The following is a 13,606-nucleotide window of genomic DNA, read 5'->3' on the forward strand; positions in this document are numbered from 1 at the left end:
CTGGCTGCGCTAATCTTCCTGGATTGCGCTTAGGGATATCGACCATGCAATGGATGTTCATGCTTGTGGGCCTGGTGCTGGGCTGGATACTCGACGAGTCGTTCAGCGATGCGTTGCTGGGCGCGTTACTCGGGTTGGGTATCGGGCAGGCCGTTCACATTGGCAGGCTGGGATCGCAGGCCATTGAGCAGCGTCGCCTGCTCGAACAGGCGCAACTTGCACTGCGCGCGGTCGAGCAACGCTTGGCTTTGCTTGAGGGGCCCGGGATCAAGGTGCCTGAAGCCAGCGCTGCCGCTCCAGTTGCTGACATCGCGGTCACTCAGGCCCCCGTCGAAACCCCTGAGCTGATCTGGGAGCTGCCGCCCGATCTGGAGACGGCCACCGCTGCGGCTACCCAGTCCAGCCATGCACAGCCCTTCGATGCATGGAAACCCGCGCCAGCCGACCGCGAACGCGCCAATCCCCCCGAACCAAGCCTCGTCGAGCGCGCCATCAACGCGGCGCGTGCGTGGTTATTGGGTGGCAACACCGTGCTGCGGGTCGGTGTGATGCTGTTGTTCCTCGGTCTGGCCTTCCTGCTGCGCTACGCCACCGAGGGCATGGTGGTGCCGATCGAATTGCGCTATGCCGGTGTCGCGGCGGTAGCAATGGGCCTGCTGGGCCTGGGCTGGTGGCTGCGAACGCGTAACAGTGCTTACGCCTTGATGCTGCAAGGCGCCGCCATTGCCGTGCTGTACCTGACGGTGTTTGCTGCGATGCGCCTGCATCCGTTGCTCGATCCCTCAGCGGCATTTGGCCTGTTGGTGGCGGTGACGGTGTTTTCGGCGATCCTGGCCATTACCCAGGACGCACTGGGCCTGGCCGCCGCCGCTGCGCTGGGCGGATTCGCCGCGCCGCTGCTGGCTTCCACGGGTGCCGGCAGTCACGTCGCGCTGTTCAGTTACTTCGCCTTGCTCAACGCCGGCATCCTCGTTATCGCCTGGTTCAAAGCCTGGCGCTTGCTCAATGTGATCGGCTTCACCGGCACCTTTGGTATCGGGTTCGCCTGGGGTTTGCGCTCCTATACGCCAGAATTGCTGTGGAGCACCGAGCCGTTCCTGATTCTTTTCTTCGTGATGTACCTGGCCATTGGCTTGTTGTTCTCCCGACGTAAATTGCTGCATTTGGGGGACGCGCCCGAGGATGACAGCCGTGAGGCGCTGTTGCGCTGGTCCGCGCGCAAGGGTGATTACGTCGACGGCACACTGCTGTTCGGTCCGCCGCTGGTTGGCTTTGGATTGCAGTTCGCCGTGGTTCAGCATCTGGAGTTCGCTGCCGCATTCAGCGCCCTGGCGCTCGGCATGATCTACATGGGCTTGGCTCGGATGCTGATGGGACGAGCATTGCTGTTGGGGGAAACCTGCCTGGCGCTGGGCGTTATTTTCGCCAGCCTGGCGATTCCCTTGGGGCTGGATGCGCGGTGGACGAGTGGCGCCTGGGCGGTGGAAGGCGCGGGAATTTTCTGGCTGGGCCTGCGCCAGCAGCGCTCGCTCGCTCGTGCATTTGCCTTGTTGTTGCAAGCGGGCGCGGCGCTGGTGTTTCTCAGTGAATTGCGCAGCGGCGAGAATAGCCTGCTTGATGGCACGCCGCTGGGAGCGTTGTTGCTCGGCGGCGCACTGCTGTTCAGTTTCCATCAGTTGCACAAGGCCTTGCCTGGGCAGGTGTCGTCCTGGGAGCGTCATGTCTTGCCGGTTCTGGCCGCTCTCGGCCTGGCATTTGTCTACTTGCTGGCGCCGATGTTCTTTTTCGCCCATGGCACGTCAATCAGTTGGGCAATGGCCGGGCTGCTGACTTTGTTCGTCGGTCTGCACCTGCGCTCGGCTACATTCCTGCTGAGCGCGTTTGTCGTTCAGTTGCTGGGCGCCGTGCTGTTCCTGGTGGCTGAACCTCTGGTCAGCGAAGGCGTGCGGCCGTTGGCTCATACTGGCTTCTGGTCACCGCTGATGCTGGGCCTGGTCGCATTGATCGGGGCGTGGCGTTTGCAAGTCGGCTTTGCTGTCACGGTGATCGATGGTGTGAACCTGCAGCGTTTGTCGCGGGTGTTGCTGGCGTGGGGAGCAGGGTGGTGGGCGCTGGCCTGGGTCAGTGAAGTGCTGCTGTTTGCACCGTTGCCCCTGCAGGCGACATTGCTGCTGGCAGCCGCGGCAACCAGTGTGGCGCTGTGGGCCATGTTGGCGCTGCGCCTGGCGTGGCCCGCGCTGGGCGTGCTCTGCACCTTGCTGATCCCGGCTGCCGGCCTGGTGTTGCTCGCCGCTTGGCATCCGCGCTTTCATCCGGCCGCCAACGCCGGCTGGCTGCTGTGGGCCGTGGTGTTCATCGTGCATTTCCTGTCCTTGCGACGCTTGGCGCCGATCCTGCCGAGCGCTGCCCTGAGCAGCGCTCACGTACTCGGTTGTTGGTTGCTGATCGGTGTGCTGGCCCTGGAGCTGCGTTATGGCTTGCTGCTGTTGTCCGAGCACTACAACGCCTGGCGCTGGCTGGGCTGGGCGCTGCTGCCGAGCTTGTACCTGGTGCTGATGGCGGCACCGCGTGCCTGGCCCTGGCCGGTGTCGGTCTACGCTCGCGAATACCGTGTGTATGCCGCCGCGCCTTTGGCATTGTTGATGCTGGGCTGGTTCTGGCTGGCCAATACGGTCAGTGATGGCAAGGCTGATCCCTTGCCCTATTTACCGCTGGTCAACCCGCTCGAATTGGGCCTGCTGTTTGCGTTGTTCGGTGTCTACGCCTGGTCCCGCAGTGAGGCAGCGCAACAGGTGATTCCCGGGAGCTACAGCGCTGCTGTGGCGGCCGCTGTGCAAGCGATCGTCGGCGCTTCGCTGTTCACGTTCTTCACTGCCCTGGTGATGCGCACGGCTCACCATTGGGGCGGCGTACCGTTCGAGCTGCCCGCCTTGCTCGAGTCGATGCGGGTCCAGGCCGGCCTGTCCATCGTCTGGACCTTGATGGCGCTGGGTTTGATGATTGGTGGCCATTTGCGTCATCGGCGTGAAGTCTGGTTGATCGGTGCGGCCCTGATTGGCGTGGTGGTAGCGAAACTGTTCTTCGTCGAATTGAGCAACCGTGGCGGGTTGGCGCGGATCGTGTCGTTTATCGGCGTGGGCGTGCTGCTGCTGGTAGTGGGCTATTTCGCCCCGTTGCCACCCAGGCGCGTCGAAACTGCCGGGGCCCCCGAAAAGCCGGCGCCGCAAACCGAAGGAGTGTCGTCTTGAGTCAAAAGCTGAACCGGGCCTGGTTGGGTATCTTTGCAATGGGCATGGCACTCTCTGTCTCTTTCCAGGAAACGTGGGCCCAGGAATCACCGGCGGACTTTGCCACGCATGTGCCGTTGTCCGTGAGCGGTGAAGGTCCGTGGTATCGCGTTGAGCTGCCCCTGGCTGTGCAACTGAGCGCACGCCAGACCGACCTCAGTGATGTGCGCGTGTTCAACGCCGCTGGCGAACCGCAAGCCTATGCCCTGTCACGGGCAAACGCACAAGCTGACGACAACCCTACGTTGACTGACGTCAAATGGTTCCCGCTTTATGACTCGGCGGATGCCACCGGGCATGCCCCGAGCGTTCGCGTGCAAGCGAGCGCCAATGGCACCCTGGTCCAGGTGCAGCCTTCCACTGAGTTGGAGGTGGGGGAGGAAGCGTTACGTGGCTGGCTACTGGATGCCAGCGCGATCAAGGCGCCGCTGCAGCAGTTGATCCTCGACTGGACCAGTGAGCGTGATGGCTTCCAGCGGTTCAGCATCGAGGCCAGCGACGATTTGCAGCATTGGCAGTCTTGGGGCGAGGGGCAACTGGCGCGGCTGACGTTTGCCGATGAGCGGGTCGAGCAGCATGAGGTCAGCCTGCCGGGGCAGTCTGCACGCTATCTGCGCTTGCTGTGGGACTCGCCGCAATCGGCGCCGATACTGACATCGGCGCAGTTGCAAAGCGTGCGTAGCTTACCGCTGCCGTTGACCTGGTCCCACGCGTTGGACGGCAATAGCGTGAAGGCAGGTGAATACACCTGGCAATTACCGAGGGGGCTGAATGTCGAGCGAGTGCAGGTTGAATTGAGTCAACCTAACAGCCTGGCGCCGGTCATCCTGTCTGGACGGCGCGACAGCAGCTTGCCGTGGCAACCGTTGAGCAGTGGCTTGCTCTATCGCCTGACCCAGAATGGCGAGGACGTGGTGCAGAACGAGTTGCAGTTGCCGGGGCAAGCCATACAACAGTTGAAACTGACCGTGGACGAGCGCGGTGGTGGCCTGGGCGCACAGGCGCCAACCGTGAAGTTTGCCGTGCGGGCCACGCAACTGGTGTTTCTGGCGCGCGGGTCAGAGCCCTATACGCTGGTACTGGGCAATGCGACGGTTAAGGCGGCGAACTTGCCATTGTCGACGCTGATTCCGGATTACAGCCCGGCTAAGCTGGCGACGTTGGGTCAGGCGTCGGTTGATGGTGGGGTGGTGACGACGCCGGCTGTTTCGACACTGCCGGCGGCGGTGGGCACCGACTGGAAGAAGTTTGGCCTGTGGGCGGTGTTGCTGCTTGGGGTTTTGTTTCTGGCGGCTATGGCATTCAGCCTGCTGCGCAAGCCGCCCGCCAACACCTGAAAATCGCTGGCGCTACGCACCATTCGCGAGCAGGCTCGCTCCCACAGGTTATGCGTTTCATGTGGGAGCGAGCCTGCTCGCGAAGGCGGTCGATCAGTCAATAAAAATGCTGATTTGACCGCTACTTTCCTGCTCACATCCAGCCCATTTCCTACTACGCTGAACCCCGCGCCTGAACTCTCTTCAGCCGATCACGTCTGATAGGAGGAAATGCGCCCCGACTCGCGTTAAACTGCGCGGGTTTTTAGTCCCCCATTCCACCGGAGCCTTCCATGTCCCGCGTTACCTTGAGTCGCTATTTGATTGAGCAGACCCGCAGCAACAACACTCCTGCCGATCTGCGCTTCCTGATCGAAGTGGTGGCGCGTGCCTGCAAGGAGATCAACCACGCCGTGTCCAAGGGCGCCCTGGGTGGCGTTCTGGGCAGCATGGGCACTGAAAACGTCCAGGGCGAAGTGCAGAAGAAGCTCGACGTGATCTCCAACGAGATCCTGCTGGAAGCCAACGAATGGGGCGGTCACCTGGCTGGCATGGCGTCCGAAGAAATGGACAACGCCTACCAGATCCCGGGCAAATACCCGAAAGGCGCCTACCTGTTGGTGTTCGACCCGCTGGACGGTTCGTCGAACATCGACATCAATGCCCCGGTCGGCACTATCTTCTCGGTACTGCGTTGCCCGAACGAATACCTGAGCCAGAACGAGCCCTTGAATGAAAAGGCTTTCCTGCAGCCAGGCACCCAGCAAGTGGCCGCCGGTTACGCGATCTATGGTCCTCAGACCATGTTGATCCTGACCCTGGGCGACGGCGTGAAAGGTTTCACCCTGGATCGTGAAATGGGCAGCTTCGTACTGACCCACGAAAACATCACCATTCCTGAAGCGACCCAGGAATTTGCCATCAACGCGTCCAACCAGCGTCACTGGGAAGCACCGGTACAGCGCTACGTTGGCGAGTTGCTGGCAGGCGATGAAGGCCCGTTGAAAAAGAACTACAACATGCGTTGGGTCGCGGCCATGGTCGCCGACGTGCATCGCATCCTGACCCGTGGTGGCTTGTTCATGTACCCGCGCGACAACCGCGAGCCGTCCAAGCCAGGCAAATTGCGCCTGATGTACGAAGCCAACCCGATGTCGTTCCTGGTGGAGCAGGCGGGCGGCGCGTCCACCGATGGTCACCAACGTATTCTCGACATCCAGCCTGAAGGTCTGCACCAGCGCGTAGCGGTGTTCCTCGGTTCGAAAGAAGAAGTTGCACGCGTTACGGCTTACCACAAGGAATAAACCATGAACGCGCCCTGGCAGCCGTTGCTCGATTGGTGGTTCGGTACAGCCGAAGAAGCCAGGGCAATCGCGGCTGACAAGGGCAAGTTGTGGTTCGGCAAGCGTGACAGCCAGGACCTCGAGGCGCGAGAGCGTTTCGGGGACCAGGTCGAGCAGGCACTGGCCGGCGGATTGACCGAGTGGATGCAATGTCCCGAAGGTTGGCTGGCACTGGTGCTGTTGCTTGATCAACTTCCCCGCATGATCTTTCGCGACACCCCCAAAGCCTTTTCCGGTGATCTACGGGCCCAGAAACTGGTCGCCCAAGGCATTGCTGCGGATTTTGACCGGCAGTTATCACCGATTCAGCGAGTGTTCATCCTGCTGGTATTCGAGCACAGCGAGAACCTTGCGGTGCAGAACGAAGGCGTTTCGCGTCATATCGAACTGGTTGCGCAACAGCCGGAGAGTGATCGGGCATTGTTTGCCGATTATCTGGATTTTGCCGAGCGGCATCAGAAGGTGATTGCGCAGTTTGGACGGTTTCCGCATCGCAATTCGGTGTTGGGGCGCGAGTCTACGGCTGAGGAATTGGAGTTTCTGTCGAAACCGGGTTCAAGGTTCTGAATCTTCATCGCGGCTGATGCCGCTTTCGCGAGCAGGCTCGCTCCCACAGGGGTATGTGTTTCAACTGTGGGAGCGAGCCTGCTCGCGAAGGGGCCCGCAAGAGCGATTTAGATTCTGAAACTACCCACCAACTGCTTCAACCGCGCCGCCTGCTGTTCAAGATCAGCACATGCACGCAAAGTCGACTGCAGGTTCTCCACGCCTTCCTGGTTCAGCGTGTTGATCTCGGTGATGTCGACGTTGATCGATTCCACCACGGCTGTCTGTTCTTCCGTTGCGGTCGCAACGGATTGGTTCATTCCATCGATTTCGCCGATGCGCTGGGTCACGCTGCCCAGGCGCTCGCCGGCCTGGTTGGCGATACCGACGCTGCTTTCGCTCTGACGCTGGCTGTCGGTCATGATGGTGACCGCTTCCCGGGCGCCGACTTGCAGTTCCTCGATCATCTTCTGCACTTGCTGCGCCGAGTCCTGTGTGCGGTGGGCGAGGTTGCGCACTTCGTCGGCGACCACCGCAAAACCACGTCCGGCTTCACCGGCGCGCGCGGCTTCAATCGCCGCGTTGAGCGCCAGCAGGTTGGTTTGCTGGGAGATGCTGGTGATCACCTCCAGAATCTGCCCGATGTTGACGGTGTTGCTGTTTAGCGTCTCGATGTTGCCGCACGAGTCGCTGATCTTTGCCGACAGCTGGTGCATCGCCGAGATGGTTTTATCCACCACCTGCTGGCCCTCTTCGGCCAGCGCGCGCGCATCGCTCGAGTGCTGTGAGGCGAGGGCGGCGTTCTGGGCGATCTCCTGGGCGGCGGCGCCGAGCTGATTGATCGCGGCGGCGACGCTGCTGGTGCGGGAGGCTTGCTGGTCGGAGTTGAACATCGACGAATTGGACGCGGCGACAACGCGCAGGGCCACTTCGTTGACTTGGCCCGTGGCCGAGGACACTTCGCTGATCGAGGTGTGGATGCGTTCAACGAAACGGTTGAATGACAGCCCCAGTGCACCGAATTCGTCATGGCCGTGGATGGTCAGGCGTTTGGTCAGGTCACCTTCGCCCTCGGCGATGTCGTGCATGGCACGGCCCATGGTCAGCAACGGCTGCATCAGGAAACTGATCAACATGCCCAGCAACGTGATGATGATCACCACTGCAATCACCATGGCAATGATCGCCGAGGTGCGGAATTCGCTCAGCATCGAGAACGCGGTGTCCTGGTCCAGCACCAGTGCCACGTACCAGTCTGCAGACGGCACCCCGTTGACATGGGTGAAGGAGATGAACTGGCTTTTGCCGTCGATCTCGACTTCTTTCATGCCCGGGCTGACCGTCGGCGCACCGTTAGGGTAAGCGTCGGTGAGGTTCTTGAGTACCCATTTGCTGTCCGGGTGAATCAGGATCTTGCCGTCGGCACCCACGATGAAGGCATGGCCGTGGCCGCCGAAGTTCAGCGAGTTGATGATCGCACTGACGCTCGACAGGTCGATGTCGGCGCCGGCAACGCCAATCATCTGGCCCTGGCGCTGAACCGGGGTTGCCACCGTGATCACCAGCTTGCCGGAAGAGGCGGCGATGTACGGTTCGGTGACGATGGTCTGTTGCGCGCTGTTCGCAGCCTTGTACCAGCCGCGGGTGCGCGGGTCGTAATCCGGCGCGCGATTGCCCGCCGGGACCGAGAACATCACGCCATCGGCGCCACCGAAGTAACTCAACTGAAAGTTGCCGGTGTAGGCGGGCAGGTCGATGATTCGTTTCAGGCTGGCGGGGGCGTTACCGTCGGCACTGACCTGCTGGGCCATTGATTGCAGCAATTGCATGCGGCTTTCCAGCCAGGTCTGGATATTGCTGGTGGTCAGGCTGCCAAGTTCCTGCATCGAGGCTTCGGTGCTGCTGCGCAAGGTCTGGCGCTGGCGATAGTCGTTGAACAGGATGAAACAAGCGAATGCGACGGCCACCACGAGGGCGGCAGCCAACAAGATCTTGTGGCTGAATTTCATGTTTCTGGTCATTGGATGAGCTACCGCAGGAGATCGGGTCTACAAAAGGGGAAGCAAATGCCACGGGCGTGGCTTAGCGTTGCTTGTATGTCGACAGAACGGCGCCAAAGATTAGACGCTTTATGCAAAAGCCGATGAAATACCCGGACGGCGGGACGAAGTTCCTAATTTTTGTGAAAAGACAGACGAGCGGCCTGATAAATAGCCCTTCGGGCAGGGAACCAGATAGGGCTTTTCTCTTCTAAGGTTCAGCTTGGCAGTCATGCCAATACCCTCGTCCGTGGAGTTTCACATGTCGCTGCGATCCATCGCCCTGCTATCGTTTTGCGTGTTGTTGGCTGCGTGCAGCAAGGTCAATCAGGAAAACTACTCAAAGCTGTCGTCAGGAATGGCCAAGGCCGAGGTCGAGACCCTCTTGGGCAAACCTACCGATTGCTCAGGCGCGCTTGGAATGTCCAGTTGCACATGGGGCGACCAGAAGAGCTTTATCAGCGTGCAGTTCGCCGGTGACAAAGTGTTGATGTTTTCCGGCCAAGGCCTGAAGTAAACCGGGGCCAAGTGCCCGCGGGAGAAAAACAATGAAGCGGTTATTGATCATGCTTTTTGCCGGCCTGGTGTTGGCCGGCTGTGCCAGTTCTGGCCAGGACCCGTTGGCGCCCAAAACCGCCAACAGTGTCAATCTCAAGCGCTATCAAGGTACCTGGTACGAGTTGGCGCGACTGCCGATGTACTTCCAGCGCGACTGTGCGCAGTCCGAAGCCCACTACACACTCAAGCCTGACGGTAACGTCGCGGTGTTGAATCGCTGCTTGACCCCGCAGTGGGAATGGGAAGAGGTCAGGGGCACGGCTTATCCACAGGTGCCAGGCAAGACCGACAAATTGTGGGTTGAATTCGATACCTGGTTTTCAAGGTTGATACCGGGTGTGGCGAAGGGCGAATACTGGGTGTTGTACGTCAGCGATGACTACAAGACTGCCATCGTTGGCGATCCTAGCCGCCGTTACCTGTGGTTGTTAGCGCGCACCCCGACCGTCAACGGTGTGGTGCGTGAAGAGTTGCTGAGCAAGGCGCGTCAGCAGGGTTACGACACCACGCGGCTGATCTGGCGAGCGTCGGATACGCAGATGGCCAAGACCTCCAACTGACGGTTAGCGCATAATCATTGTGGGAGCGAGCCTGCTCGCGAAGAGGGCGTGTCAGTTGACAGAGCTGTTGACTGAGACACCGCTTTCGCGAGCAGGCTCGCTCCCACAGTTGTTTTGGGGTCAGCCCAGGAGTTCGCGCAGGACTTGAGTGAAGGCGCGGCTGCTTTCCTCTTCCCCGGCATGACGTCCGTCACGCACGACCCACTGGCCATTGACCAGCACATCACGCACCTGACGATCTCCACCGGCAAACAACCAGCGATTCAGGATTCCATCGCCGCTCGCAGTGGCCAGGTATGGATCACTGCCGTCCAGTACCAGCCAGTCCGCACGCTTGCCAACCTCCAATGCACCTATCGGTTGCCCCAACGCCTGCGCACCGCCGTCCAGTGCAGCATCAAATAGCGTGCGGCCGACCATCGGCTGATCCGCGCCATACAAGCGATTGCGCCGTTGATCACGCAGGCGTTGCCCGTATTCCAGCCAACGCAGTTCTTCCACAACGCTCAACGACACATGGCTATCGGAACCAATGCCCATGCGCCCGCCCTGAGCAAGAAAATCCACCGCCGGGAATATCCCGTCGCCCAAGTTGGCTTCGGTGGTCAGGCACAAGCCGGCAATGGCCCGGCTCTTGGCCATCAGCGTGACTTCTTCCGGGTTGGCGTGGGTGGCGTGGACCAGGCACCAGCGTTGATCGACTTCGGTATTTTCATACAGCCATTGCAGTGGACGACGACCGCTCCAGCTCAAGCAGTCGTCCACTTCCTTTTGCTGTTCGGCAATGTGAATGTGCACCGGGCATTGCTTGTCGCTGGCCGCCAGCACTTCGCTGATCTGCTGCGGTGTGACCGCACGCAATGAGTGGAAACACAAACCCAGGGACTGTGCGGGTTGTTGCGCCAGTATCGGCTGCAGTCGCGATTGCAGCTTGAGGTAGTTCTCGGTGCTGTTGATAAAGCGACGCTGACCGTCGTTTGGCGTCTGGCCACCGAAACCTGAGTGGCTGTAGAGCACTGGCAGCAGGGTCAGGCCGATACCGGCGGCGCTGGCGGCCTGGCTGATGCGCAGCGCCAGTTCGGCGGGATCCGCGTAAGGCTGGCCGTGGGTGTCGTGGTGCACGTAATGAAATTCGGCCACCGAGGTGTAGCCTGCCTTGAGCATTTCGATGTACAGCTGGCGGGCAATGACGCCGAGTTGTTCCGGGCTGATTTTTCCGACGAGGCGATACATCAGGTCGCGCCAGGTCCAGAAACTGTCATTCGGGTTGCCTGCCACTTCCGCCAGCCCGGCCATGGCCCGCTGGAAGGCGTGGGAGTGCAGGTTCGGCATGCCTGGCAGCAGCGGACCGCTCAACCGTTCGGCGTCATCTGCATGGGAATCGGCCTGGATATGGGTCAGGACGCCATCGGCGCTGACCTCAAGACGTACATTGTTGGCCCATCCGTTAGGCAGCAGCGCGCGTTCGGCAAAGAAGGCGGACATGGTTCAGCACCCCATCGTGTGTTATTTGTATATACATATACAGACGTTTGCCTGCCCGGTAAACTCCGGCAAGCTAGCGATATCAATCAAACGACCAAGGATTAACCGTGCCGACTCCGCCTCCAGTCTCTCCGTTGGCCGCGAACATGGGCGACAGTCCGGCGCCCTTGTACGCCCGCGTCAAGCAGATGATCACCCAGCAAATCGACAGCGGTAACTGGCCGCCGCATTACCGCGTTCCGTCGGAAAGCGAGTTGGTCAGCCAGCTGGGTTTCAGCCGCATGACCATCAACCGCGCGTTGCGCGAAATGACCGCCGACGGTCTGTTGGTGCGCATGCAGGGTGTCGGCACGTTCGTCGCCGAGCCAAAAAGCCAGTCCGCGCTGTTTGAAGTGCACAACATTGCCGACGAAATCGCCTCCCGTGGCCATCGCCACACCTGCAAGGTGATCACTCTTGAAGAAGAGGCTGCAGGTTCCGAACGTGCCCTGGCGCTGGACATGCGTGAAGGGCAGAAAGTGTTCCATTCGTTGATCGTGCATTTCGAAAACGATATCCCGGTGCAAATCGAAGACCGCTTCGTCAACGCACTGGTGGCGCCTGACTACCTCAAGCAGGACTTCACCTTGCAAACGCCGTACGCCTATCTGAACCAGGTCGCGCCGCTGACCGAAGGCGAACACGTGGTCGAGGCGATTCTGGCCGAGCCGTCCGAATGCAAGTTGCTGCAGATTGAAAAAGGCGAGCCGTGCCTGCTGATCCGTCGCCGCACCTGGTCCGGCCGTCAGCCGGTGACCGCCGCCCGCCTGATCCACCCCGGTTCCCGTCATCGTCTGGAAGGACGCTTTCATAAATGAGCAGTTTGAAAGTTTTACGCGCCAAAGATTACCCGCGCATGCCGTGGAAAAACGGCGGCGGCAGCACCGAAGAGATCACCCGTGATGCCGGGACTGGCCTGGACGGTTTCGGCTGGCGCCTGTCGATTGCCGACATTGGCGAGTCGGGCGGGTTTTCCACCTTCGCCGGCTATGAGCGAATCATCACCGTGTTGCAGGGCGATGGCATGACCCTGTCGGTCGACGGTCAGGTCACGCGGCCATTGTTACCGATCGATCCATTTGCCTTCAGCGGCGAGAGCCAGGTGTCGTGCACCTTGCTGGGTGGGCCGATCCGCGATTTCAACCTGATATACGCGCCGCAACGTTACAGCGCACGGCTGCAATGGCTGAGCGGTGAGCAACGGTTTTTCAGTGAGGCGGGGATTGTGCTGGTGTTCAGCGTCAGCGATGCGCTTGAGGTGAAGGTCGGTAACGCTGCTTCGCAACTCGGTCGTCATGATTGCCTGCAACTCATCGGTAACACCGGCCTGCTGGAAGTCTCCAGTAATGGTGCCTGCTGCGTGATCGAGCTCACCGCACGCTGATTCAAAATCCTTAAAAGATCGCAGCCTTCGGCAGCTCCTACATTGAATGGTGTAAACCCTGTAGGAGCTGCCGAAGGCTGCGATCTTTTGCTTTCCAGCGTTCCCGAACGCGCACCACTTTGTTACCGAACGCCCCAGCGTGGCGCAAAACCACGTTCAAGTAACAACGCCACCCCTCTTCAAAAAATCCCCTCGAAAATTTTCATCTACGCCGCAACCCTTGATCCAGGCGCTCTCCAGCCATTTCAGAATTTTTCTTGAATGCTCATCCAACAAGTTGGCCGCTTGATTGCATATGCTTGTATGTACAAGTAAAGACGTATGCGTATGAGTCGGTCGAGACTCCCCGCAACGTCCACTGATTCGCTTGTGGCGCGTTGACGCGCACAGGCTGGCTTACCCACCGCCAGGGTTGGTTTGGATTGATCGCTGAGGAGTCTTTTTCGTGACTGACAATAAAACTACCAAGTTTCGTGACGTTGAAATCCGCGCTGCCCGCGGTAACAAGCTGACCGCCAAGAGCTGGCTGACCGAAGCGCCGCTGCGCATGCTGATGAACAACCTCGACCCGGAAGTCGCCGAGAACCCCAAGGAACTGGTGGTGTACGGTGGTATCGGTCGTGCGGCACGTAACTGGGAGTGCTACGACAAGATCGTCGAGAGCCTGACCAACCTGAATGACGACGAGACCCTGCTGGTGCAATCCGGCAAGCCGGTCGGCGTGTTCAAGACCCACGCCAACGCCCCGCGCGTCCTGATCGCCAACTCCAACCTGGTACCGCACTGGGCGAGCTGGGAGCACTTCAACGAGCTCGACGCCAAAGGCCTGGCCATGTATGGCCAGATGACCGCCGGCAGCTGGATCTACATCGGCAGCCAGGGCATCGTCCAGGGCACCTACGAAACCTTCGTTGAAGCCGGTCGCCAGCACTACAACGATGACCTGAAAGGTCGTTGGGTCCTGACCGCCGGCCTCGGTGGCATGGGTGGCGCTCAGCCTCTGGCTGCCACCCTGGCCGGCGCTTGCTCGCTGAACATCGAATGCCAGC

The 13,606-nt window shown here is 60.4% G+C and carries 10 protein-coding genes and 2 pseudogenes; 9 read left to right on the forward strand and 3 right to left on the reverse strand.

Going from position 1 to position 13,606, the window contains the following annotated elements:
* Nucleotides 1-44: 44 nt before the first annotated feature.
* From PG5_RS12225 to PG5_RS12240, 4 genes are all read left to right on the forward strand, one after another.
* Nucleotides 45-3,248, forward strand: coding sequence for a DUF2339 domain-containing protein (locus PG5_RS12225; RefSeq protein ID WP_020797433.1), 3,204 nt, complete (start codon nt 45-47; stop codon nt 3,246-3,248).
* On the forward strand, nt 3,245-4,624 hold the full coding sequence (locus PG5_RS12230; protein ID WP_020797434.1) for a DUF3999 domain-containing protein: 1,380 nt from the start codon (nt 3,245-3,247) through the stop codon (nt 4,622-4,624). The genes PG5_RS12225 and PG5_RS12230 overlap by 4 nt, the downstream gene beginning before the upstream one ends.
* A 272-nt stretch (nt 4,625-4,896) precedes the next feature.
* Complete coding sequence (locus tag PG5_RS12235; protein WP_020797435.1) at nt 4,897-5,907, forward strand: class 1 fructose-bisphosphatase; 1,011 nt, start codon at nt 4,897-4,899, stop codon at nt 5,905-5,907.
* A gap of 3 nt (nt 5,908-5,910) precedes the next feature.
* Entirely contained in the window at nt 5,911-6,513 is a 603-nt protein-coding gene (locus tag PG5_RS12240) for a DUF924 family protein (protein ID WP_020797436.1), read from the forward strand.
* A gap of 107 nt (nt 6,514-6,620) precedes the next feature.
* Here PG5_RS12240 and PG5_RS35305 read toward each other — a convergent pair whose 3' ends face one another.
* Nucleotides 6,621-7,385, reverse strand: coding sequence for a methyl-accepting chemotaxis protein (locus PG5_RS35305; RefSeq protein ID WP_370628229.1), 765 nt, complete (start codon nt 7,383-7,385; stop codon nt 6,621-6,623).
* 93 nt (nt 7,386-7,478) lie between these two features.
* Nucleotides 7,479-8,513, reverse strand: a pseudogene (locus tag PG5_RS35310) (cache domain-containing protein); the annotation flags it as partial.
* A gap of 280 nt (nt 8,514-8,793) precedes the next feature.
* Here PG5_RS35310 and PG5_RS12250 point away from each other — a divergent pair.
* Together PG5_RS12250 and PG5_RS12255 are read left to right on the forward strand one after the other, a co-directional pair.
* Nucleotides 8,794-9,048, forward strand: coding sequence for a hypothetical protein (locus PG5_RS12250; RefSeq protein WP_020797438.1), 255 nt, complete (start codon nt 8,794-8,796; stop codon nt 9,046-9,048).
* 31 nt (nt 9,049-9,079) lie between these two features.
* Nucleotides 9,080-9,649 (forward strand): lipocalin family protein, encoded by a 570-nt coding sequence (locus PG5_RS12255; protein ID WP_020797439.1) that lies wholly within the window; start codon nt 9,080-9,082, stop codon nt 9,647-9,649.
* Nucleotides 9,650-9,769: 120 nt separating this feature from the next.
* Here the strand turns inward: PG5_RS12255 and PG5_RS12260 are convergent, their stop codons facing one another.
* Complete coding sequence (locus tag PG5_RS12260) at nt 9,770-11,134, reverse strand: formimidoylglutamate deiminase (RefSeq protein WP_020797440.1); 1,365 nt, start codon at nt 11,132-11,134, stop codon at nt 9,770-9,772.
* Between the two features lie 146 nt (nt 11,135-11,280).
* Between PG5_RS12260 and hutC the strand changes: the two genes are divergently transcribed.
* From hutC to PG5_RS12275, 3 genes and pseudogenes are all read left to right on the forward strand, one after another.
* Nucleotides 11,281-11,991: a histidine utilization repressor gene (hutC, locus tag PG5_RS12265; protein WP_162135916.1), complete on the forward strand. Its 711-nt coding sequence runs from the start codon at nt 11,281-11,283 to the stop codon at nt 11,989-11,991.
* The gene (locus tag PG5_RS12270) at nt 11,988-12,557 is read left to right on the forward strand and encodes a HutD family protein (RefSeq protein WP_020797441.1); all 570 of its coding nucleotides are present in this window, start codon (nt 11,988-11,990) and stop codon (nt 12,555-12,557) included. The genes hutC and PG5_RS12270 overlap by 4 nt, the downstream gene beginning before the upstream one ends.
* Nucleotides 12,558-13,002: 445 nt before the next feature.
* A pseudogene (locus PG5_RS12275) lies at nt 13,003-13,606 on the forward strand (urocanate hydratase); the annotation flags it as partial.

This window comes from Pseudomonas sp. G5(2012) (assembly GCF_000408945.1).
Classification (GTDB): domain Bacteria; phylum Pseudomonadota; class Gammaproteobacteria; order Pseudomonadales; family Pseudomonadaceae; genus Aquipseudomonas; species Aquipseudomonas umsongensis.